At 27.3% G+C, this 25,002-nt stretch carries 21 protein-coding genes; 5 read left to right on the forward strand and 16 right to left on the reverse strand.

Features of this window, described 5'->3' with window-relative positions:
- The first annotated feature begins 273 nt into the window (after window positions 1-273).
- The 5 genes from CJJ23_RS00375 to CJJ23_RS00395 all read left to right on the forward strand — a co-directional run bounded on the left by CJJ23_RS00375 (window position 274) and on the right by CJJ23_RS00395 (window position 6,868).
- Window positions 274-2,277 (forward strand): S8 family serine peptidase, encoded by a 2,004-nt coding sequence (locus CJJ23_RS00375; RefSeq protein ID WP_095334443.1) that lies wholly within the window; start codon window positions 274-276, stop codon window positions 2,275-2,277.
- A complete protein-coding gene (locus CJJ23_RS00380; protein WP_095334444.1) occupies window positions 2,249-3,292 on the forward strand; it encodes a hypothetical protein in 1,044 nt (347 codons plus the stop codon). The genes CJJ23_RS00375 and CJJ23_RS00380 overlap by 29 nt, the downstream gene beginning before the upstream one ends.
- A gap of 166 nt (window positions 3,293-3,458) precedes the next feature.
- On the forward strand, window positions 3,459-4,517 hold the full coding sequence (locus CJJ23_RS00385; RefSeq protein ID WP_095334445.1) for a hypothetical protein: 1,059 nt from the start codon (window positions 3,459-3,461) through the stop codon (window positions 4,515-4,517).
- A 183-nt stretch (window positions 4,518-4,700) separates the two neighbouring features.
- Window positions 4,701-5,417, forward strand: coding sequence for a cysteine hydrolase (locus CJJ23_RS00390; protein WP_200807533.1), 717 nt, complete (start codon window positions 4,701-4,703; stop codon window positions 5,415-5,417).
- A gap of 119 nt (window positions 5,418-5,536) precedes the next feature.
- The gene (locus CJJ23_RS00395; protein WP_095334446.1) at window positions 5,537-6,868 is read left to right on the forward strand and encodes a hypothetical protein; all 1,332 of its coding nucleotides are present in this window, start codon (window positions 5,537-5,539) and stop codon (window positions 6,866-6,868) included.
- A 76-nt stretch (window positions 6,869-6,944) separates the two neighbouring features.
- Here CJJ23_RS00395 and CJJ23_RS00400 read toward each other — a convergent pair whose 3' ends face one another.
- From CJJ23_RS00400 to CJJ23_RS00470, 16 genes are all read right to left on the reverse strand, one after another.
- Complete coding sequence (locus CJJ23_RS00400) at window positions 6,945-7,442, reverse strand: hypothetical protein (protein WP_143823595.1); 498 nt, start codon at window positions 7,440-7,442, stop codon at window positions 6,945-6,947.
- A gap of 254 nt (window positions 7,443-7,696) precedes the next feature.
- Window positions 7,697-9,604: a class I tRNA ligase family protein gene (locus CJJ23_RS00405; protein ID WP_095334448.1), complete on the reverse strand. Its 1,908-nt coding sequence runs from the start codon at window positions 9,602-9,604 to the stop codon at window positions 7,697-7,699.
- Between the two features lie 14 nt (window positions 9,605-9,618).
- Complete coding sequence (locus CJJ23_RS00410; RefSeq protein WP_095334449.1) at window positions 9,619-11,124, reverse strand: MATE family efflux transporter; 1,506 nt, start codon at window positions 11,122-11,124, stop codon at window positions 9,619-9,621.
- A 42-nt stretch (window positions 11,125-11,166) separates the two neighbouring features.
- Window positions 11,167-11,820, reverse strand: coding sequence for a hypothetical protein (locus CJJ23_RS00415; protein WP_095334450.1), 654 nt, complete (start codon window positions 11,818-11,820; stop codon window positions 11,167-11,169).
- 273 nt (window positions 11,821-12,093) lie between these two features.
- Window positions 12,094-12,714 carry an MATE family efflux transporter gene (locus CJJ23_RS00420; RefSeq protein WP_095334451.1) on the reverse strand — a complete coding sequence of 207 codons (621 nt, stop codon included), beginning with the start codon at window positions 12,712-12,714 and terminating at the stop codon, window positions 12,094-12,096.
- Window positions 12,715-12,797: 83 nt separating this feature from the next.
- On the reverse strand, window positions 12,798-13,661 hold the full coding sequence (locus tag CJJ23_RS00425; RefSeq protein WP_095334452.1) for an HAD family hydrolase: 864 nt from the start codon (window positions 13,659-13,661) through the stop codon (window positions 12,798-12,800).
- Window positions 13,661-14,506 (reverse strand): HAD family hydrolase, encoded by an 846-nt coding sequence (locus tag CJJ23_RS00430; protein WP_095334453.1) that lies wholly within the window; start codon window positions 14,504-14,506, stop codon window positions 13,661-13,663. The genes CJJ23_RS00425 and CJJ23_RS00430 overlap by 1 nt, the downstream gene beginning before the upstream one ends.
- Before the next feature lie 136 nt (window positions 14,507-14,642).
- Window positions 14,643-15,380: a hypothetical protein gene (locus CJJ23_RS00435; protein WP_095334454.1), complete on the reverse strand. Its 738-nt coding sequence runs from the start codon at window positions 15,378-15,380 to the stop codon at window positions 14,643-14,645.
- A gap of 2 nt (window positions 15,381-15,382) precedes the next feature.
- Window positions 15,383-16,534, reverse strand: coding sequence for an MPN160 family protein (locus CJJ23_RS00440; RefSeq protein ID WP_095334455.1), 1,152 nt, complete (start codon window positions 16,532-16,534; stop codon window positions 15,383-15,385).
- A gap of 10 nt (window positions 16,535-16,544) precedes the next feature.
- Window positions 16,545-17,531 (reverse strand): energy-coupling factor transporter transmembrane component T family protein, encoded by a 987-nt coding sequence (locus CJJ23_RS00445; RefSeq protein WP_095334456.1) that lies wholly within the window; start codon window positions 17,529-17,531, stop codon window positions 16,545-16,547.
- The gene (locus CJJ23_RS00450; RefSeq protein ID WP_095334457.1) at window positions 17,531-18,703 is read right to left on the reverse strand and encodes an ATP-binding cassette domain-containing protein; all 1,173 of its coding nucleotides are present in this window, start codon (window positions 18,701-18,703) and stop codon (window positions 17,531-17,533) included. Before CJJ23_RS00450 ends, CJJ23_RS00445 begins: the two co-directional genes overlap by 1 nt.
- Window positions 18,685-19,551 (reverse strand): ATP-binding cassette domain-containing protein, encoded by an 867-nt coding sequence (locus CJJ23_RS00455; protein ID WP_180737991.1) that lies wholly within the window; start codon window positions 19,549-19,551, stop codon window positions 18,685-18,687. Before CJJ23_RS00455 ends, CJJ23_RS00450 begins: the two co-directional genes overlap by 19 nt.
- A 271-nt stretch (window positions 19,552-19,822) precedes the next feature.
- Complete coding sequence (locus tag CJJ23_RS00460) at window positions 19,823-20,884, reverse strand: hypothetical protein (protein ID WP_095334459.1); 1,062 nt, start codon at window positions 20,882-20,884, stop codon at window positions 19,823-19,825.
- 53 nt (window positions 20,885-20,937) lie between these two features.
- A complete protein-coding gene (locus CJJ23_RS05010; protein WP_180737992.1) occupies window positions 20,938-21,114 on the reverse strand; it encodes a hypothetical protein in 177 nt (58 codons plus the stop codon).
- Complete coding sequence (locus tag CJJ23_RS00465; RefSeq protein WP_095334460.1) at window positions 21,101-23,251, reverse strand: S8 family serine peptidase; 2,151 nt, start codon at window positions 23,249-23,251, stop codon at window positions 21,101-21,103. Before CJJ23_RS00465 ends, CJJ23_RS05010 begins: the two co-directional genes overlap by 14 nt.
- Window positions 23,252-23,500: 249 nt before the next feature.
- A complete protein-coding gene (locus CJJ23_RS00470; RefSeq protein WP_095334461.1) occupies window positions 23,501-24,838 on the reverse strand; it encodes a hypothetical protein in 1,338 nt (445 codons plus the stop codon).
- Window positions 24,839-25,002: the final 164 nt, after the last annotated feature.

Here is a 25,002-nt window from a genome sequence, read left to right on the forward strand (position 1 = left end):
AATAAAAAAATATTAATGTATTATTTTCTGTAATTTAATCAAAAAATTAATATAAAAATTAAAAACTGCAAAAAATATGAAAAAAATAATTTTTCAAAATTTTTTTATTTTTTTATAAAATTATTATGGTTAGTTATTATAAATAATTAACCAATAAATCAATTATAAAGTCGTTTATCTCTAAATATCACAAAGGTTATTTTAGAAATTTACTTAATAAAATGTTTTTGTGACATTTATATAAACAAAATCAACATTAGTTAAGGAAATCAAATGAAAAAAAGTTTAAATAAAAAATTTTTTAAATGAATGTTTTCAGCTGTTCCTTTAACCGTTGCTGCAGTGCTTCCACTAGGCATGACAACTGCAACTCATAGTAACGATTTTGGTCAAACTGAAGATAATTCAAAATTATATATTGAAAAAAATACAGCAATGAGTGAATATATTGCTCTTGTTGAAAATAGCAACTCTATAGCTGAACTTGTGAATCAAACAACTTTTAACTATAGAAAACCTCAGTTTATAGAATCTGTTTCAACACTTAGCGAATTTCAAGAAGTTTTGGAACAAGGCGCAAATCGGGTTGACATTGTATTTAAGTATGATGTTAATAAAGAAAAAGTTCAAAATTATGTTAGTGAAATTGAAAATGCATTAAAAGATGATTTTGCTACCATATACGCTAAATATACTCTTACCTTTTCTATAGCTTTTAAGGATCTAGAGGATTTTAAAAAATTAGTTCTTAAAATGATGGACTTAAAAATTGATTATAATGACCTTTTACAAGTAAATGTTCATGAAACAGGTCGTAGTGCTGAGGAATTTTCACCTTCATATTTTAACGATATAAATAATGAGCCAATTGGTGGTGGATATAGTGATCCAAATGATTACCCTTTTTGAAAAAATTATTACAGTATCAACAAAAGAAGGTATGAACTAGTAGGACTTGATGGTAATACTATTCAAAATCAGAGAATTTTGTCAACTTCTTATAATAAAAAGCATATAAAACTAGGTATTCTTGAGGCGCAACCAAAGGATACAACTCAGTCACCAATTGTTAATCCTAATTCTAGGGTTTTTACTAGCGAAAATAAAATTATTACTCGTCAAAATGCAGGGCAGTTAACCAATGAATTAACACATGCAAACGTAGTCGCAGAAATTATGGTAGGAAAGCAAGGTCTAAACCCTTATTCTATTTTATACTCAGATAAAACTGGAGACTGAAATGGGTGACTAAATTCGTCACTTAACTGATACTTATATAATGGGGTTTACATTTTGAATAATAGTTGAAAAGCTAAAGAAAGTTTTGAAGAAAGTTACAATATTCAGGCTGAATGGCTAGACAATTTCTTAAATGCAAATGAAGACTTCATTTATATTGCGGCTGCAGGTAATGATTACCAAAACTTTAAAGATGGCAAAAGCCTTAAATATATGGATGGTTATAACATAGCACAAAACATAATAAATGTTGGAGCGTTAGAGTTATATGACTGAGTAATACCTGCTTTTTTAACAGAGGAATCAAAAGATGTTGGTTATGTAACAACAGCAGTCCCTGATGTGTTCAGATCAACAGTATATCCAGAAGTCTTTGATCTTCCAAGAGGTACTAGTACGGCAGCACCTACTGTTACTGGTATGGCATCATTCTTAAAAGCAAATTACGATATTGTTTTTGAAAAAGGGTCAGACTACTTAATTTTAAAGAGTGCATTAATATCTGGTTCTAGAAATAACAATGTTTGAAAACGTTTTGATCCTATAACTGGAGAAGGATTACATAATGTTTATGATGGAAGAGTTGGTTTTGGAAGGGCAGATTTCAATAAAGTTTTTGTTTCATTAGCTAGTCTAAGTTATTTAAAAATTTTTGCTAATGGTTCGCAAAAATCTAGATCACAAACTGATATTCATTTAAGAAGTGGTCAAAAATACAGAGCCAACATTACTTGAAAAGGTCAAGATATGTATAAAACAAAATGAGTTAATGACTTTTTATTTTTTGGACACACAGAATATGAATTTGTTGGACCAATTAATTTAAATCTTCAAATTACTACACCTGATGGTAAAAAAATCCGTGCACGAAGAATTGAGCAGAAAACTACTGACAAAGAGCATCTAATGAATACTGAAACAATTGAGTTTGAGGCAAAAACAAGTGGTGTTTATAAAGTGGAAGTGCTTTACGATTCTTCAGAAAAGAGCGACAGAAGAAAGGATTTAGATGTTGCGTTTACATATTCAGAACTTTAAGAAGGCAAAATTCAAAAAGTTTTTATTTATTTTAGGAATATCATCGATGTTTGCAGGTTCACTTTCTGCTATCGCATGTTCAGCGAAAATTGATAATAATCAAGTAGAAATTACACCCGAAGACATCCGACTGAAATTAACAGGTCAAGGAACAGATATAAGCAAAAAAGTTCTAGAAAATAAAAAGACAATTGTTCAATTAAAAACAGCTGGTTATGAACAATTTACTTTTTCTGACTACTGATGATCAATGGATGATAGTCGGCGAATAAATGTTGCATCAAATCTATATGGAGTCGATATTGAAAAATCCTTAAAACATAACGGCAATAAATTAACAATTGATCAAATTGATGCATTGCCAAATAAAGAGGTTTTTTTCGAATTAAATAGTCTAAAAAAACTTAAAGAAGACATTTCTAATTCATCAATGTTAAAGGTTTCAAAAACATCAGAAGATCAAAATAATAGTAACAAACAGTTTAAATCCATTAGTTTAATTACTGATGAAAAAACCCTTAAAACTCAGCTAAGAGTGAGTGATTCAGAAAAAGAAAAATTTTCAAAGTTTGTTAAAGAAAAGGTTAATGAAAATTTAACTGAAGAAGATGTTGAAAAACTTCAACCTTGAAATTCTTACTTTAGTTATGATTTGATTAAAGAAAAGTTAGATCTAGAAAATCATAATTATTTATTTATCAAAGACTATACAAGTTTTATTATTGACGCAGACTTTGTTGATTCTGAAAAATATGAGTCATATACAAAAGTTAATAAAGGTATTCAACTTGCTGATTATGAAATTAATAATGCAACAAAAAGCATTACTCTTAAATTTACATCTATTCATATTCCTTATGATTTAGAGTTACAAAAAACATTAATTGCTCAGCCATATGTTTACACAGGACCAAGAAGATCTACATCTTGATTAGTATCTGTCGACAAAACTGTATTAAGTGATTTTGACTTTAACGAGTGAAAATTTAAAATGGTTTCGGTAGATGATTTATAATAAATCATTCTAAAATTAAAACTGAAGAGTTGTTTTTCAATAATTAAAAATAACTAAAAAATTAAACATTTAAAAATATTGCATTTAAGACTTTCGCTACTTTTCAAAATGTAGTGAAGATATTGGTAATGCAAAAAATATTATGTAAATGAATAAAAGGAGTTATATGATAAATTTAAGCGCAATTAAATCAAAGTTCAAAAAAATCTTATTTTTTTCTGGAATAACTATTTTATCATTAGCTACCTTTTCAGCAATTGCTTGTAAATCTATTAATGAAGATAACGTAAAACTTACACCTGAAGATCGGCGTTTAAAAGCAGAAGGCCAAGGTACCGACATCAGAGAGAAAACATTAGAAAATGAAAAAACAGTTGTTCAATTAAAAATGGCTGGTTATAATCAATTTACTTTTTCTGACTATTGATGATTAGAAAGCGATAATCAACAAATAAATGTTATTTCAGAAGTTTATGGAATTGATGCAGAAAAATCTCTTATGTCTAAACGCTCTGAAAGAATTATTAAACAATTAGAAAGTGGAAAAATACAAGAACTGCCATCTGTAATCAGTCGTGAAGTTTTCTTTAAGGTTGATAACTTAAAAGCAATTGAAGAAGAAATTGGTAAGACTTCAATGCTGGAAACTTCAAAATCACTAGATGATCAAACAAATAGCGATAAGCAGTTTAAAACTATTAGTCTTGTTAGTGATGAAGAATCTTTAAAAACACAATTGAGAGTTAGTGAACAAGAAAAAGAAAAATTTTCTCAATTCATTAAAGAAAAAGTTGATTCAAATCTGACTGAAGAGCAAATTGAAAAGCTGAAACCGTGAAATTCATATGTTACTTTTGATTTGATTAAAGATAAACTTAACTTAGAAAATAATAATTATTTATTTATCAAGGATCTGACAAGATTTATTGAAAATGCTGACTCTTATTATGCAGAAAAATATAAAGCGTATGTCAAGGTTGATACAGGTGTACAACTCAGTGACTATAAAATCAATAAAGAAACAAAAACAATTACCTTAAAATTTTCATATGTTACTGTTCCTGATTCTTTTTTCGTAACTAAAACACTAGACATTAAACCTTATGTTTACACTGGTCCTAGAAAATCTACATCTTGACTAGTGCCTGTCGATAAAAACGAATTAAGTGATTTCGATCTTAATGAGTGAACCATTAAAATCGCTTCTAGAACTTCTCGAGATTAATCATTTCTACAATTTAAACTAAATGGGCTGCCATCTTGGTAGTATCCATTTAGTTTTTATTTTTTTAAAAATATGCCCTTATTTATGAAAATATGTTTAAAAAGTTGCTTTTTTGGCTTTTTTTAGTCAAAAAACTAATTTTTTAGTAATAATATTATTACTAAAATGAAAAAGGAGTCTATTATGAATATAGATAAATACTTAGAACCAGTCTACGGTTTAAAGCACGATAAAGTTAAATTTAATAAAAAATCAACTGCCTTTGTGATCATTGATCCACAAATTGATTTCTTATCTGAAAAAGGTGTTATGTGACCTGTGATTGGAGAAAACCTAAAAACTGTTGGTACAGTAAGAAATTTAGATAGGTTGTTCCAAGCAGCTGAGAAGTACAATCTAAACGTAATTATTAGTCCTCACTATTATTATGATCATGATTATAAATGAGCATATGGTGGACCAGGAGAACATTTTATGCATGATACAAAAATGTTTTATAAAAAAGCAGGTGCGCATAGCGAAATCATTCATGAATCAGGTGCTGACTGATTGCCACAATATAAAAAATATATTAACTCACGTGAATTAACTACTGTTGCTAGTCCACACAAAATCTTTGGTCCTCAAACTAATGATGTAGTTTTACAACTTCGTAAGCGAAAGATTAATACAATTATATTAGCAGGTATGGCAGCAAATCTTTGTGTTGAATCACATCTAAGAGATTTAGTGGAGCAAGGTTTTGAAGTTGTTGTGGTTAAAGATGCAACAGCAGGACCACAAGCACCCGAAGGTGATGGCTACCACGCAGCTTTAATCAATTATCGTTACATTGCTAATGAAATCATTACAACTGATGACTTATTAAGACGTTTAGAAAAGCACTTAAAAAATATTTAAACTGAACCCTGAAACCCTTTTCTCTTAAATCAGAAAAGGGCTTTATTTTTAATGCATTTATCCTATAAAATAAAAAGTTATTAAGTATCATATAGAAAGATATTTAAATTAGGAGTACTATGGAAAACATTCACAACTTACACAACCCACTTTATAAAATTGAAGAAAAAGATGGTTTTTGAGAGGTTAATTTTAATACGCCAAGACCTTTATATGAATCAGTAATGGCAATTATTAAAAAGCAAAAACAAGAAGAAGAAAAATATAAAGAGCTTGATGAAGAAAGAGAATTTATCGATCGCATTGTTGGTTCAGTTTGAGAGGGAATTTTAAAAAGAGCTAGAGAAAAGAAAATTGCGATTGTCAGAAATGACCTAATGAAATTTGAACTTAAAAATGATGGCTATTTTTTTACTCTAAATATTTACTACTTACAAGGTCCAAATTTAGAACGCATTAGAAACTATCCTAATAAATTTAACTTTAAATTTATTCAGGATTTAAAAGTGGATAAGAACTTAAAAATTAGAAATACACTGTTAGTTGGTCAAGATCTAAAACCGTTTGAAACAGGTGAAACTACTAAAGTTGATAAGATTGGTAGAGTCTTAGAAATTAAATTAACTTTTAGTTCTAAGACTAAAAAAGAACTTGAAAATGTTCAGACTATCGATACTTTTGTAGTTGGTTTAGGTGTCATTAATAATGATGAATTTAAAAAACTCAAAGGTAAAAAAGTTGGTGACAAAATAGAATTTTCAGCTAGAAAAATTTTATATGGATGAGATCAAAGTGACAACTTTTTAAATCACGATGTTATTGTAACTGTTGAAATTACTAAGATAAAAAATATTTTATGAAGATCATCAATTGAACAATTATGAGATGAAAAAGAAATTAAAGATCAATACAAAACAATTGAAAATTTAGAAAGATTTATTGAAGATTTATCTAAATTTGAATTAAAGATTTTTGATAATTTTCATTGGTCATACAACTTCGTTGAATGATTAGTTAAAAGCCCTGTTTTTTCTTTATCAGATGTTGCTAAAAAACAAATGGAAATTAAATACGAAGAAGTTTTTAAAAAAGCAAATGAGAATGGAGAAGTTAGAAATAAATTAAAACCTGAATTAAAAGAAATAAAAGATCTTGATCAGTTTATTAAAAAGGCAACTGAGGTTGAAGTTAATCCATTTAAGATTTCTGCACTAGTTGATGATGCAATTACAGTTGATGAAGAACATAAAAAATTGTCTGATTTCATTCAACATAACTTAGTTATTTATTTTAAATATCATCGTGAAATTTTTGCAAAGCAGGACTTAGCAATTACAACTTTAATGAATTATTTAACAATCATAAAAGTTGCAAAAGTGCAAAACATAAATCAAACTTATGAATTTATAAAAGAAGAAATTAATAACTTTAAACTAAAAGATATTTATTAAAACTATGAATTAAAAAAGCAGGACAAAATCCTGCTTTTTGTTTACTTTTTTTAATTGCAAATTTGTTTTAAAAAAATTAATTGAAATTAGACTCTTTAATTAAAGCAATCAGAAATTTTCTTTCCGTTTCTATATCCATTTTTTTGTTATGTTTTTTAGTAAACTTGAAGTATACATTTAATAATCTATCATATTTTTCTTGATTAGTTTTGGCTTCTTTACAAAAATTAATATATTCAATATATGTAATTTCATCAGCTTTAATTGTTTTATCTGCAAGTGCAAGTGACTTCAAATGATTTGCTAATTTTCTAATTACATCTTTAACAACTTCATCTGAATAGTCAATTGAATTTTCAAAAAACTTTCTTAAATTTATAAAAGAAATTAAAGAATAAAATAATGCCGAAAAACCGTAGATACCAATTGCAATATATCCAACAGTTGAATAATGTCCTGTTAATGAAATATAAACATTAGCATTAAATGAAGCCACCAATGGCATAATTCAGGTTACAAATAATGAGATTGATGATAAAGAAATAAAAACACATAATTTGATTAAAACGTCCATTTTTAGGGACTTATAGTGCGATTTTTTAAAACTCAAAAACTCTGATTTTTTTAAAATTTTGTTGTTTCTTTCACTTAAAAAAATAGTTATAAAATAAAATAAAATTGGTCAAAATAAAATAGCCACTAAACCCAGAATACTAATAGAAAATAAACCCCAACTTAATGAATAATTAAATTGCTGATTTATTTGATCATTTATTACATCTGTTCTAGTTGCTATCATAGTAATTTATATTTTACAAATTATTTTACTTAAACAAGAAAATTAACTGTTTTGCCTTCGACAAAAATTTCTTTCTTAATTTTTTTATTTGCAATTGCTAACTTAATTTCAGGTTGCTCAAGTGCTGTTTGAATTACATGGTCTTTAGTTGAATTATTATCCACTTCAATAACAACTTTTAATTTGTTATTTATATGAACTGGATATTTAATTTTTTGACCTAAAATTTTGTTTTCATCATATTCAGGTCAAACTTGAAATTCAACAGTTTTTTCACCTAATAATTCTAATAATTCTTCACCTAAATGTGGAGCAAAAGTAGATAGTATAATTGCAAAATCTTTTAAGATATTTCTATCGTAAATTTTGTCTAGTTTATATAGTTCATTTACAAAAACCATCATCTTACTAATTGCTAAATTAAATTTAATTTGTTCAATATCTGATGTCACATCTTTGATAAATAAATTGTATTTATTTTCTAAATCCTGACTGTAAGAATCTTTTGAAATTTTACTTGGATCAGAAAGGAAGTTTTTAAACAAACGGTATACTCTTGCTAATCATTTATAAACACCTTTAGTCGTTTCATGTGATCATGATTTGTCTTCACTAAGAGGACCCATAAACATTTCTGTTACTCTCAAAGTATCTGCTCCAAATTCATTTACAATTTCATCTGGACTAATTACATTACCTAATGACTTAGACATTTTAGTTCCATCAGGACCTAAAATCATTCCTTGATTTATTAATCTTGAATAAGGTTCTGGAGTATCAACTAAGCCAATATCATATAAAACAAAATGTCAAAATCTTGAATAAATTAAGTGTAAAACTGCGTGCTCTTGGCCACCAATATAAACATCAACTGGCAACCATTTTTTAAATCTTTTTTTAGCTTCTTCACTATTAATTGGTTCATAAGTTCCATCATCATTTTTTAAAATGTAAGCTAAATAATATCAACATGATCCAGCTCATTGTGGCATAACTGATGAATCTCTTCTTCATCTTTTACCATCTTTTTCAAAACTAATTCACTCTTTATTATTAGCAAGTGGACCTTCACCTGTTCCTGATGGTTTGATGTTTTCCATGTAAGGTAATTCAACAAGTTCATCAACAAGATGAACGTTGTTATCTTCATCAAAAAGCACTGGGAAAGGCTCTCCTCAATAGCGCTGGCGAGCAAAAATTCAATCTCTTAATTTAAAAGTTTTATTACCATCTTCATCAACTTCACGACCAATTCAGTTTCTTTGAAGTCTCTTAATTGAATCTTCTCATTGGAGTAAATCTAATTGATCTAGCAAGCGATCTGCATATTCAGTAATTTTTAAAACTCATTGTTTCATTATCTTATTAGTAACTGGGAATGAACCTCTTTCGGAAACTCTTTCACCATTTTCTAAAACAATAATTTCTTCATTAGCTAAAACAGTACCTAGACCTTCACATCAATTTACTTCAGTATCTCTTAGTTCTGCTAAACCTTTTTTATACAGTTCTGTAAAAATAAACTGAGTTCAGCGATAGTATGCAGGATCACTAGTTTTGACTTCACGATCTCAATCATAAGAAAAACCCAATGCTTTAAGTTGTCTTCTAATATTGTCGATATTTTTATCAGTAAAGGTAGAAGGGTGATTACCTGTATTTAAAGCATATTGCTCAGCAGGCAATCCAAAAGAGTCTGCACCCATAGGGTGTAGAACATCATAACCTTGCAATCTTTTTGTTCTTGCAATAATGTCACCTGCAGTATAACCTTCAGGGTGACCTAAGTGAATTCCTGCACCAGAAGGGTAATAAAACATTTCTAAAACATAGATTTTTTTATTACCATTATCAACTGCTTTTCAAGGCTTAGCCTTTTCTCAGTAAGCCTGTCATTTCTTTTCAATTTTTGAAAAATTATAATTATCACTATTCATAGTTAAATCCTTTTTTAAATTTCATTTTTAAGTTTTTCAACTTTTGTTTTTTTATCATCTAAAGTAATATTGGTTGCTCAGTTTCATTTATAGTAAGCGTATTCATAAGGGAAAATTTTTGGAATATCGCTTAGATAAAAAACTAAAACTGCTAATCATAGTTTATCAGGGAAAAATCTAGCAAGCACAACATTTACAATTACTAATCATATAAATTGTAAAATATTTGCTGTGAAATCCACATAAGAAAGTAGCGTGTTCTTTTTCCCGCTTTGAATTGCGTTTGATGATGATATGAATCACAATCAAGTCGGCATTAAAAATACAATTGGTAGTAAAGTGTATTGCATTTCACTTAGCATCTGTGTCTGAATTAAGTTTGCTGCTACATCGCCATTAATTGTTCTTTGGTTTTCTACTTGACCCCTTACTAAAAATCCTAAATAAGGCAGAATTATCACTATTAAACCTAATAAGGATGCAGAAACTAATCCTAAAACAAAATTATAACCTTTTAATTGTCTACTGTTAACCTTAGCAACATCAATATTATTTCTACCTAGTTCTTGTGAAACAAGCACTGAAGTTGTAGCATTAATTGAGTTGATGGCACTTAGAAAAACTGCTGTAATAGAACCAGTTATACCAATAATTGAAGCTGCAGATAAATTAAATTGTGCACTTCCTACAGAACCTGCAGGGTAGCCATAATTCCAAAGCATAGTTCTTAAGTTAATTGTCATCTGACTAATTGCTATTAAAAAACCACCCAAAACACGAAATTTCATAATGTGTCAAATGTGCCTATCAATTACAAAAAGCCTAATCGGATTAAAGATTACGTGTTTGTTTTTTCAAAACATGACACCTCAATTAGTTAAAACAGCAACCACCCTAGCAATTGCACTAGCTGCTGCTGCACCGACTACACCCATATTAAGGGCAAAAATGAAGATTGAGTTAAAAATAATATTAGTTGCCAAAATGATAATTGAATTATACATTTGTAACTTTCCATAACCCATTTCTCTTAAAGCAGAACCATAAGTAAAACTAGCAGACAGTAAAACTCAGGCAATTGTAATATATCTAATATATTCAATTGCCAAAACAACAACTTCTTCTCGTTCGCCCGGGCTTACTAGTTGTACTAGTTGTCTAGGAAAAATTAAAGCAATCACTGTTCAAATAACTGCAAAAATAAAAGCACTCATAAAGCGAAACTTCATTGTGTCTCTAGCTTTTTTATAGTCCTTTTTACCATAGAACTGAGCAAAAGCAGATACTGATATAAAAGAAATCGCTACATAAACTGAAGTAAGTAGTGCAGTGTAAACGTTAGCAATACTTAAAGCAGCAACACCACCATCGATTGTTGTAACCATAAAGTTATCGATAAAATTATTGAGAGCAAATAAGATTGCTGCGATGATGACTGGAACTGCAATTTTTGTATAAAGTTTAGTTGTACTTCATGAGTCAGGAAAATGCTCCCTCAAAAACTTTTTGGTGTTTTTCATAATTAGGATTTATTATAACTTATTATTTATATAACAATCAATTTATTTTGATTTTACAACCTCTAAATTGTCAGCATCTCTTGGGTCTTTTTTATGAATGTTAACAATGTTTTGTGATCAGCTGATTTTGTAATAAAGGATTTCATAGATACATGATAAAGAAATTTCAACAAGTGTAAAAATTCAAAATGCTTGTCAAACTTCAAAGCGATAAACATTAGCATTAATTGCTCATAAAATTAATTGTACACCTAACATAAATATATTAATGGCAGCATCAATAATTCCTACAATTGTTGATCTTTTACCTTGTGAAAGAGCAACAATGCTTGTATAAATTCATAATCATAAAGGAGTTAAAAGAACATAAGGAACAATATTTAATTGAACATTTTTTAAAATATATGCTTGTGCATTTGTTGCATTAATTAAAGCTTGTGTTTCGCTAATTGTTACTCCATTAAATTCTCTGATATTACTTACTCTAATATATTCACCTGAAGTTAAAAAAGTTAAATAAGGTGCAGCAACTACAAAAGCAATAATAAAAGGAATGATTCCTACTCCAACAAAACAGTTAAATAATTTAATTTGATGAGCATGTTTTTTAGCGTCTTCAATTTTATTTTTTCCAAGATTTCATCCAACAAAAATTCCAACTGTTGCAGTTACAGATTCTAATGAAGATAAAAACATAGAAGTAATTGCTAAAGAAATTCCAAAAATAGATGCAGCACTAAGTTCATAAATAGGTTCCCCTACTTGTCCAACTTCATAATTAAAATTTCAAAAAACGGATCTAAAATAAATTGAAAAAACAGCTAAGAAAGAAAAGACACCACCAGGTAATCTTTTGAAGAAAATTGTTCAAGCAATTTTTCTTATTTTAAAAATTCTTCAAATTTTAATATTAAGATTTTTATTCTTTTTATAACTAACTGTAAATAAAAAAGTTAATGCAATTAAAGATTAAACGCTAGTTCCAATTGCTGCACCTTGAACGCCAAAACCTACTCCAAAAATTAAAATAGCATTGATTGAAATATTACTAATAATTTGAACTGTAACAATTATTAATTGTCATTTACCATTTTCTGTCTCACGCAATACTTGAGAATATAAAGTTGTACCCGCAAGTAAAACTCATGAGACCGCTATTAATCTAAGATACTGTGTTCCACCTTCTAAAACTTCAGGACTACTTTCTGCAGATGGTAAAAATAAGAGAATCATTTGTGAAGGAAATATTCATGCTGCAGTTGCTAAAATTAAAGCTAAAGAAGTCATAATTATGATCCTGATTTTGATAACATTTCTAGCATTAGAAAAATCGCTTTTTCCATAAAACTGAGCAAATGCGCTAGCTAGTGCATAAGACACACCATAAAAAAGAGAAATCAAAATACCTGTTCATGTATTAGCAATTGCTAATGAAGAAACACCACCAGGAATTGTTCCAACCATGAAATTATCAACAAAATTATTTAATGAAAAAATAAACCCAGCAATAATAATTGGCAAAGCGATCTTGAAATATTTCTTATATGTGGTTCACTCACTTGGAGTGTGTTTATATCAAAATCTTTTCATTTATATTTCATTATAACAAATTAATTTAATTTTGAAAAAATAAGCAAAAGCCCCTAAAACAGGGGTTTTTCGTACTTTTTTAATTAAATTTCAAAATGTTCTTCAATGTATTTTGCAACGCCATCTTCATCGTTTGAAAATTGACTAATATCGTTTGCAATTGCTTTTAATTTTGGATTTCCATTTTTCATAGCAACAAAAAATTTGACATTTTTAGCCATTTCAATATCGTTTGTTTCATCACCAAAAGCAATTGTCTTAGATTTGTCAAAATTATAAATTTGACAAATTTTTTCTAACCCTGTTGCCTTAGAAAAATTTTGTAATTGAATTTCATAATATGAAGCTGAACTAAAAAAATGTAAAAGATCTGTTGCATTCATATCAATAAATCTTTGTAATTTTTCTAAAATAGATGAACTTACAAATGAAGTAGGAATTTCAAATTTCAAAATATTTTCGTTGCTAATTTCAGAGTATGATTTTTTAATTTCAAAAATTGCCTTTGCATGTTTATGTCTTATGAAATCATTCTTTTTTCTTTCAGCATGTAAGTGTGTTTGATCATAATATTTATTATTAATTGGGTTAACTAAATAAACTGCATCAGTTGTATAAACAAAAGAATAAATTTTATTTTCTTCAAAAAATTTAGTTAATAGATCACAAGTAAAAGGATTAAATTTAGAAGCATGCAAAACATCTATTTTATTTTCTTTTAATAATAGTTGACCATTGATTGTAATTAATGGAGTACTTATTTTTAATGGTTCTAATAAGTTATAAATAAAATGTCCACTTCTTCCAGTTGCAATAATTACGTTCTTATTTAGTTTTTTTAATTTTTGAATTACCTTAATTGTGTGTTCACTTAATTCACTTTTTTTGTTTAAAAGAGTTCCATCTAGATCAAAAACAAAATTATCAAAATCATTTATTTTTAGCATTATGACTCCATTTCTTTTTTTATGAAATAGGCTATTCCTGCTTCATCATTTGTTTTCTTAGTTACTATTTCAGTATGCTTTAAAAGTTCAGGATTTGAGTTTGCCATAGCAACAAAAACTGCACCTGATTGAGTTGATGAAATATCATTTGTTTCATCTCCAAAAACAATTGTTGTTGCTAAATCAATAATTCCTAAATCATGCAAGATCTGAATTCCTTTACCTTTTGAAGATGAATTTTTCATAACTTCATAGTTTCATAATGAACTAAAAAAATGATTTAAATCATCACTCATATTTTCTAATTCTTGTCTAAAAAGATAAAAAGTTTTAGCACTTATTTGTTCAACAAATAAGTTAAATTTAATAATATCGTGTTGATCTAGTTGATCAAAATCATCAACAACATATTCAATTGTTGCATCTTTTGTTAAGTCAATATACTCAAGTTCTCTGATAAAAATAGGGTTACTTGTTTCTCTAGGATTTTTATTAAAAATTGCACCTTTACTGGTGTAAACACAAATGTAAATTCCTAACTCATGAGCTAATTTGTAAATTGCTTTAGCAGTTTTTTTATCAATATAATCTTCATAAATTATTTCACCAGTACTTGGCGATTTAATTAAAGCACCATTAACTGAAATAATTGGCATGTTAGTTTTAGTTGCTTCAATATAAGAATTAATTAAGTTAACACTTCTTCCTGTTGCTAAAATAATGTGCTTTTTTTGCTCCATTAACTCTTCAATAATCTCTAAGTTTTTTTCTGGAATTTCACCCTTTTTATTTAAAAGGGTTCCATCTAAATCAAAAATAAAAGTTGTAAAATCGTCTATATGCATTATTAAAATTATATATTAGATAAGCCCATATTACTAGCAAAATCTTGGAGTGTTTTTACTAGTGAAAACTAGTAAAAATAAAAAAATTTAGCACTTTTGAAAATGCTAAATTAAAGTCGATTTTGTTTTTATAAAATTACTGCACTCCAGTAATTTTATAAGTTACTGGCTTACCATATTTTTTAACTAGTTCATCTCACTGAGTACCTTTTTCACCCGATTGTCTAAAGTGAGCTGCATTTGTAAAAGTCTGTGCCGGCACTTCACTAGGAAACTTAATTACTGCTAAGTTAACTGAATAGTTTTCAACTTTATTTCGTTCATATTTATAGTCTAATCGTAAAAATAGACCGCCTTGATATGAGATATATAAAGCAACTGTTTTATCGCTAACACTATTAGTATCATCGTCATCATGATCATGAGTTGAATCTGTGCTTTCTGCAGGAGAATTAACAATGTCATAGAAATTAGCAATACTGTAGTCTGCTCCAACTTCATGCTGAGTAACGATATGTCTATCTAAGATGTTATTGTTTTTTACTAATGTGTTTGTTGCAACTGTTTTACCTTCAAGATCTTGAAAAGTCAAAAGCGAAGGGTTTTTAACGATTCAAAGTACATAATTAACAATGAAGTCATTTAAGTTTGCAGATGATGCTTTTTTAGCATCTGCCTGTGGTTTTGCTGAGTTTTCAACTGCAGATGTTTTAAATTTTTCATCACTTGCTTTTGAAATCATTTCTGTGATTTGAGCAAGTGTAGAATCTGTAATGTTAGGTGGGTTAACATTACCTGAACAAGAAATTGCAACAGTTGCAATTCCTAAAATAGATGAACCAATTAAGGTATTTAATATTAATTTTTTTTTCATTTTTAAACCAATCCAAATTGTTTATTTATAAACATTATTTTCTTTTCAATCAAAACAAATATTGCTGCTTCAACAGCATATTTGACAACAAAAATAGCTGTGACTGTTAAGATAAAATAAAGTGCGTTTAAGGAATTAACTAAATCTCTTCCCGAAACATTATCATAATATAATTTATGAGCAAGTGATGTAAAATCACCTGTAATTATAAAATATGATCCATAAAAGCCTAGGGCTTCTAGTAGTGCTGCAATAATTGCAAAACTTAATAAGGCAAAAAGTTTTTTAATTTTTGTCTTCTTGTCATTAATTAAATGTAAGTTTTGACTCTCACTATTATCGACAGCAAACTTTGCTTGTGCTTTAAAAATTACGTAGTAAATAAAGTAAAAAAGAAATACTATTAAGATGTTATTAATCATGTAAAAAACAACATCTATAGGTGAGTGTAAAGCGTGTGTTGCAAAGTGTAATCATGGGCTTGCAATTGCAATAATTAAGGTATAAAAATTACCTATCATTTTAATTGCAATTAAGAGAACCATAGTTTCAAATAATCTAATCATTAAAGCACTACCTCAAGGTAGAATAATTCCCGGTATTTCAATAATAGATAAGACTATTGATAAGCCTAATAAAATAGCAGTTAAAGCAATTTTATATGTTTCACTTTTAGTATTAAATTTATCAATTGCGAAAAAATCTCTTTTAATTTTTTCTTTAAAAGTTAGCTTGTCAACTTTTAAATATATAAAATCAAAATGTTTATTTTTAAACGTTTTTGATTTATCTAAAATAAATTTTTCTTTGCTTTTATTTTGATTAATATTTTTATATCAAAAGCGATTAACTAAATAATTTACTCATCAAATTTGATGATGATAAATTATTAATCATGAAGCAATGTGCAAGATCAAAAAGATGAACGAAAGTATTGCTCCAATACTAATTAAGATTTGCGATGTTTCACTTCAAACAAATGCATAACGGATGTCAATATGATCGCCATGATTTACTTCTCCATCTGTCATAAAATAAAATAATCCATAAATCAAAATTCCTAATGAAATAAAAAATAAGAATAAGAATAAAATTAAAAAAGCAGATACTTTAGTTTGCTTTAAACGATATTTTAAGGATATGAATAATGTCATAACTGCCTTTCTATTTTGTAACTAAAAAATCTACAAATCAAATGAATCTTAAAAATGATTGGTCATTTGTAATTTTATTTAAAATTAAATAATTAGGATTATTTAAGTAATTTGTAAGTGATGTGGAAACATCTACAAATTGTTGATTTCATCAATTTAAGGTAATCAAAATTAAAATTGTGAAGATTATAAAAAAGATAATTATGTCTTTTAAATGTAGATGAAATCGATGATATGTACTACGTTTTGCTCTAATATCAAAACCTTTTGCATCCATTGCTAATGATAAATCTTCCGACCTTTTTAATGCATTAACAAACATTGGAATTATCACTGATGAGTAGGCTTTTATTTTTTTTATGATGTTATGACTTTTAACATCAATCCCTCTAGAAGCTTGTGCTTTTATTACTTTATGAAATTCCTGAGATAGTAATGGAATGCTTTGTAAACCTAAAGAAATGATTAAACTAATTGTCTTAACAGGAATTTTTAAATAACCTAATGGTCTTAATAAACTTTGTAAAGCAAGTGTTAATGTTAATGATTTAGTTGTTGATGTAAGTATTAAAATTATGGATAAAACATAACCGATTCTTAAAGCAATATAAAGTGCTCTTAAAATACTTTTTGTATTAATTGAATATCATTCAACTCCACCATATTGACCACCACCTGAATAAATTGTGGCACCTAAATTTTGATGATTTAATGTATCCGATAAAGTCAAATCAGGCTTGATAAAAAAACCATTAATTAGTAATACAAAAATTAAAAAAAATAAAACAAATTTAAAAACAGTTGAAAATAATTTTAAAGGTATTTTAGCTATTAAAAAGATAGTTAAAACTAATCCTAATAAAAGTAATAAACCTCATAAACCTGTCGGTAAAAATACAAATACAATCATCATAATTGCTAGCAAAATTTTTACTCTTCCATCTAAATGATGAACCGATGTTTCAACATTTAAATATGATCCATGTGATGTATGCATTATGATTTCTCTCTACTAAAATTAGCAATTGTTTTTGCTAGATCTTTTACATTTCGATCTTCATTATTTATGATATCAATTCCTTGTTTTTTTAGTCTTTCTTGAAACTTAATTACATTAGGTTTTGATAGTTCAAACTTACTCAAAAGTTGATCATTTCTAAACAAGGAAAAAGGGTCTCCATCATAAGCAATTTTACATTCATGTACAACCTTAATTTGATCAGCAATTTCAAGTGCAAAATCAATATCATGAGTGATTGTTATTATTCGTTTTTTTTGTATTTCTTTCATCTCTTTAATTAGATCTTTTAATCAATCTATACCTGCAGGATCAAGACCTACATTAGGTTCATCTAAAATTAATGTTTCAACTTGATTAGCTAAAATACTAGCAATAGCAAGTCTCCTTTTTTGCCCTGATGAAAGTTGAAATGGAGAACGGTTTAAAAACGTAAGAGGCAATTTAACCATTGATAAATATTTGTGAGCGTAATCATGATTATTTTTTGCAGATAATTTTAAAGCAATTGGACCTGCTAAAATTTCTTCTTCAATTGTATTAGCAAAAAGTTGATAATCAGGAAACTGAAAAACTAAACCAAATTTTGCTTTTAAATCAGCACTATTAAAATTTTTATAATTAGAAAATAAATAAAAATTACCGTTTCTAATGTAACCAGTCGTTGCATAGTTTAAACCATTTAAAAGTTGTATCAAAGTGCTTTTTCCACTGCCTGTTTTTCCTAAAATAACTGTTGTTTTATTTTTTAAAAAAGTTGTTTCAATTTCTTTTAAAACATGATTTGGTCTTTTAGGTTGATCAAAATAAAAAAAGTTTGTCCTATGTAAATGTAGATCGCTTTCAACTCAGTTATCTTTAAGTTGATTAAAATTTTTATTACGTAGTACCTGATTATTAAATTCTAAAAAATTTAGAATTTTATTTGCCTTAATTTCATATTTATAAATTAAATATGTAATTTTACTTTTAAGTTTATCTTCCAATAAAGGATACTTATGGTTCCTTTTATTAACTTCAATTTTATTTAGATAAAAATTATATTTATCTAAATAACTCTTATTTAATGAATTTAATTTTTTTTCTAGTGCAGGAATTACTTCAAATAATTTTGAATCATATCTATCTTTAACTATTTGATAATTGAACATAATTCCTCTGATAAAGATTGATCATTATGATCACAAGTTTTTAGTTTAACACCTAGTTTTTGTAGTTCAAAAGATAACTGACAAGAAAAGGGCAGTTTCAAGTTATTGCTTAATAAGATTTCAGGGTTTTCAATTAATTCATCATAGGTTGCAATTTTGACTAATCTTGAATTATTGAAAACAAAAATTTTATCTGCTTTGCGTAAGTCTTCCATGTCGTGAGAAATTGTAATAATTGTTCGATGTTTTTCGTTTCTAAGTTCTTCAACAAAAATCTGAATCTGTTTTCTACTTACTTCATCAAGCATAGACATTGCTTCATCAAAAATAATTATTTCAGGGTCATTTGCTAGTATTGTAGCAAGTGCTGCTTTTTGCTTTTGTCCGCCACTTAATTTTGAAGTTTCAAAATTTGCATAGTCTTCTAAGTCAACTTTTTTAAGCGCTTTTGCTGAAATATCATCCATTAAATTTGGTTCAATATTATAGTTTTCTAATCCAAAAATAATGTCATCTTTAACAGTTGCCCCAATTAGTTGATAATCAGGGTTATCAAAAATAATCCCAACTATTTTCTGAAAAATACGTTTATTATCTTTGTTAACTTCGTTGCCAAAGATTTCAATTATTCCATCTTGTTGTTTCAAAACTCCTGCAAGTAATTTAGCAACAGTTGATTTTCCACTTCCGTTATTACCTACAAAAACAACAAATTCGCCTGCTTTAATTTCAAAATTAATGTCATTCAAAACAAGGTCATCTGAATGACCGTATTTAAAGTTGAGATTACTTACCTTGATGGCTATATCTTTATTGATTTTTTCAAAATTGCTAACATTGTTATTCAAAATGATTCAACAATCTTTCTACAGCTAATGCTTTTTTTAAATTATACAAAAATATTGCTTAAATAGAAAAACCTGTAAAAAATAGTTTTTAACTAGTTTTAAGTATCTAGCAAATCAAAATTTTAAAAAGTATAAAATATAATGTTTATTGCTTAATTATGAACTAAAAATTCTGAGCATTTATTTCACTGCTCAGAATTTATTTTTGCTAGTTTAATAAATATCTTTCGTTTTAAATATATATAAAAATTTATGAACAAAAAGTAGATTTTTAGGCTCGTTCCTTAAGTTCAAGCGTTGCTTTTATTTTATCTAAATCCTTAATTAATCTTTTGGGAAGTTTTAAAAATTGTGTGTGTGATTCATTAGTCCTGTTTGCAACACCATTCAAATTTTTATTAGATTTATAACCATAATAAGCTTCACTCTCATCTGCTTTGTCTGGAGGCAATGTCATAGGAATATTGAAAAAGAAAACAGTAAACTTCAAATTGTTTTCAACTATACTAACATCATAAGACAATTCAATAGTATTAGAAAACAAGGAAACATTACCCGGCCAACGAAAACCAGAAAGCAAGACTAAAACATTATCTTCGAAATAATTATCTGAAAAATCTTTAATTATTTTACCTGAGATTTTCACAAGAAAATTTTTAGAAAATTTCTTTTCAAATGACTGACTATATTTTTCTAAAAGATTTTTGAGCTCTGATTTAGACTTTATAATAATTGTTGCAAATTTTGCAGGCCCTTCGAGAGTTTTTTTATCCCAAAGTGTGTTTTCTATATCTTCAAACCTTGAAAGATCTTGCGTGATGTATGAAAAATAATCTAAAAATCTTGATGAAGTTTGAGTTTCCGTTTTTGGTTTTTTCAGTTGTTTTTTAATTACATAATTATCTGAATTTAAACCAAACATTGTTCTATCCAATGAATAAATAGCAGAATATGGTTGAGCATATTCTTCACTTTTAAGAAAAAAATCTTTTTCACTAAAATACTCTAAAGTAATTTGATTGCCTTCAACTTTTATTTTATGTAAATTATTAATTGTGAAAGTTGAATTTGAGTCCATTTTTTTATCTTTTCCTAGTGGTCGAATTTGTCCACCATAATCAATTATAATTATGTTTTTTTTAAAAAAATCTGTGTCGTAATTTTTATTGAATGAATTGATTGCTTTTTCCAATTTATTTTCTATTTTATTTCTTACTGTCAAAGGTGAACTAAAAAATTTTTGTTTTTTATCAAAATTTTTTAAAATTAATTGTTTTCATTTTTCAACAAATTCTTTTAGTTGATCGTTTGTCTCTAGTAATACTGGTTCCAATTTATTAATATCTTCATCATATATTTCAGAAATTATTTCAGAATCAAAAACCCCTACATCAATTTTTTTCTACCATAGTCAATTGATTGAGGAATCATTATTGTATTAAAAAAGTTTGCTTCAAAAAAATCATTTTCATCCAAATTTGAACAACTAATGGCTAGTAATGCAGATAAAAGTAATGAACTTGCAGAAACAATGAATAATAACTTTTTACTAGTCAATGACATAAGTCATTACACCTTTTGTACTAGTTTCACCCCTTGTTGGTCCATATTGTCTAATAACTGCTCTATATTTTCCGGTTTCTTTAATTTTTATCCTTATAAACTCAACATTGCTTGTATAAGAAGCTGAATTACCTACAATTTCTCATTCCCCTTTTGATTCGTTTAGTTTCTCAACCTTAAGATCTATATCAGTTGGTATATACCAATTTTTCCCATACTTTTCTTTAAGATACTCAATTGACTTTCATTCACTTTCATATCTTCCGTTAGCATATCTGGAATGATTTTTATCGAAAATTTTTTGAGCATCCAGTGCTGGTTTATACACGCTTCATTTCTTATTTCATTCCTTCATTTTTTGAGCATGAAGTCCATCATATATGTTATACATGTGCTGAGTGTATGATGAATATGTTGAGGTACTAACCATGCTATCCCATCTTTTGTCTCATTTTGGTTTTTCACCAAGTGATTCTGGTAATATTGGTCTATATTCACGGTTTTCTGAATATCCTGCATCAAACAATCACGCAGTAGAAATGGATAGTGTTTGTCCTCCTTCTAAATTTGGCAAAGCAATTTCTTGCTTTCTATTACTTTCACTAACATTTATATTTTGAATATTATTAGCTGCTTTTTGCATTAGTTCATAATTCACTAACCCAGCACCCACTTGATTATTTAAACTATTAGGGTTATTTGGTCCATAACCTTCAATTTTTCGTGAACCAGCAGTTAAAATTGTTAAAATGGCTTCGGGTCTGCCTACAAGATTGTTGTTATTTCTAAGTAGCATAGTTATTAACCCGCTAACAAGGGCAGCAGAATAATGAGCACCCCCTGTTAAACCCGAACTTATAGTTCCGTTCTCACTTTTAAAAGATTCCAAATAATAGTCTTCGCCTGGGGCAACAATTAAAGGTTTAGTTATCATATTTTTGTCCAAAGTTCTATATTCTGAGAAATCACTAATTTTGTCACCTTTTAAATTAGAAGAACCTACAATAACACTATTATGTGAAAGTTTACCTAGTGTTATCACATAGTCACCTTTGTTACGTGAGGTTCCAGAATGAAAAACATTTATTATTCCATATTTTCTAGCTATAAAATCATAATAATAAGCATTCTCATCATATCCATAATTATTTTTCTCTGCACTATTTCTCGTGATATTTTGTTCTCAACTGTTATTTATAACTTTAACACCTGATGATATTAATCAATCAAACTTTGCTATTTGTTGAGACATGACAGCGTTTCTATCTACAATATTTTGTCATTCTGCATCATCTTTGTAGATATAAACGCTATATATATCGCTTACAAATGTATCTACACCATTTTTTACAGATAAAACATTATCTGCATTATTTCCTTGAATAATGTTATATTGATCTCTTGATCCTTCTCTGTAGTAATGAATATTTTGTTCATTAAATAAAGTATTGTTTTTTGATACACTACCACTTGCTTCATAAATACCAAATTTAATTTTTTTAATTTCAGTATTGATTAATTTTTCTTTTAATAATTTTTTAAATAAAGCATCCTTTTTTCGTTGCTCCAAGGCACCGACTACTTCAAATTGTTTCTCAAATGTAGAAACATCATAGTTATATTGAAAATCTAATTTTGAAGATTCTGCTTGAATCATTTTGGCTTGTTGTTTTATATCTGTATCTTCATATGAATTAATTGATATAGAATTTTCTTTGTTTGCAAGTAATAGTAAATTATTTTCTAAATTTTCTCTGTTTTTAAAAACAAAGTTAATGTAAGGGGTTGTCTTACTGATTGTATAAAAGGAAAGATCCAATAGTGATCCCTCTAACAAATTTACAAAATTTTGATTTTGTAAAATATATTGTTTAGTGATAGGAGAAATATCTTGGGTTTTCTCATATTCACTAAAATCAACATGATCTTTAATTCTAACAAGAACTTCGACTGACTTATTTAATTTTGAAAGTCTTAAATTCTCATCGTAACCATTTCTAGTAATTTTTAATAAATTTTCAAAATTATAGTTTTGTAAATGGTTATTGGCTTTTTCTGTTTGCACAGTTGAAACAGTTTGAATTGGTAATACAGATGTACTAACTATATTAGCAATACTTAAAATAGCTTTTGCCATTATTGATTCTTTCCAATTATTATTGAAATATTAATTTTTTATAGTTTTGTAGTGACAGTTGGCAACTACACCCATATCATATTCTTTTGTCAAAAAAAGCAAATTTAATTAAAAATAAATTATTTTTTTGAACACTAAAAAATTGATGAGCAACTGACTAATTCAATTTCAAAATATTAATAGATCTTATTTTTAAAAAAACAAACTTGCTGATTTATCAACTAGTTCAACAACATTTTTATAATCAGATTACTCAGTGTAATTTTTATATTGTTTAAGCAAAATATTTGCTTTTAATGAGTCAATGTTTTTAACCTTATTTCTATCAATTGCAAAAAATACTCAAGCATTTGATCCATCATTATTTTTATTTAAATCAATTGCATTATAAAATTTCTCTTCTCTGACAAATTCAGGTTTATTTGAAAAACCAAATACATTTTGGTTTTTGTTAGCTTCATCTTTTTCAGGCTCATAAAAGGTAATCTCTAAAATATTACCCTTTAAATTAGCGTGATAGTCTTTTGCATAATCACTATCACTTTTAATTCTTTTTCTAACTCACTCTGATAAGGAAACAACTAGTAAAACATTATTCTTAAAAAAGAAACGATCGAATAGTTGTTTCATATTATTAACTACAGTATTAGATAACCCCCTTTTTTGATTTAATGATTTTTCTTTAGCTTCATAATGATCATGATAAGTACTGATTAAAAGATCAAAATCTTTTTTAGTAGTAACTATTTTTGATGCATCATAAGGTAATTCAGTTATTCTTTTAACTTCGTTATAATGTTTGAATTCTCTTTTAATCTTATTTCAATCATTATATTCATTTTTTAAATATGAACTAGCTAAACCTAAATTAAGATAAGCAAAAGCATTAACTTCTCTATCTTCTAGTTTTATTTCTTCAACATTTGTATCTCATTTTTTAGTTACATGATAAGTTAGATTTGGTTTTAGATCAAAATCTTTATTTTTCATTTCTATTAGAATTGGAAAATAACGATCGCTTTCGTATTTAATTGCAGGCTCTTTATAAACTAAATCAATTTGCTGATCTTTAACAACTATTTTGTCAACTGAAAATGCCTTTTTATTTTCAATTAAAAGTGTGTCACCATGATTAGTGGTTTCTGTTCCTATAAGTCCACCATAATCTATTAAAAGCGTGTTTTCTGAAAATCACTCTTTTGTATAATGAGCAAAAATAGCCTGAAGTCCTTCTTCAAAACCTTGAGTAACAAATAAGGCTTTAGGGTTTTTATAGTTAGTTATGTTCTTAGTAAAATTAACTCTTCATCAACCTAAAACACTGTAAAGCTTAGCAACAGAATTAATAACATCAGATTTAGTTTTTAAATAATCTTTACTACTTCATTCGTTTTTAGTTGAGATGTATTTAGGTAATAAATTATTAAATGCAGCATATTGGATTCTTTTGCCATCAACTATAAATGTATTTTTAATTAATAGATCACCATCAGTTGTTGACTTACATGATACATGTGAAATAGGTAATACTAAAAGTGTTGTACTAGCCATTGCTAGTAGCAATAATTTCTTTTTAGTTATTTTCATAATTGAATACTATGCTTTTATCCTTTCTCTTCTTTAGTTGAATTTTTAAAATAAAAATTCACTTTCTCACTTTTAATATTTACTACATTACGGTTAATTGTAATCTTATAATTACTTGTTTTAAAGTTGTAAATAGTAAAAGTTTAATAGTTTTGCGACTTAGT

This window comes from Mycoplasmopsis agassizii, assembly GCF_002276225.1.
Classification (GTDB): domain Bacteria; phylum Bacillota_I; class Bacilli_A; order Mycoplasmatales; family Metamycoplasmataceae; genus Mycoplasmopsis_B; species Mycoplasmopsis_B agassizii_A.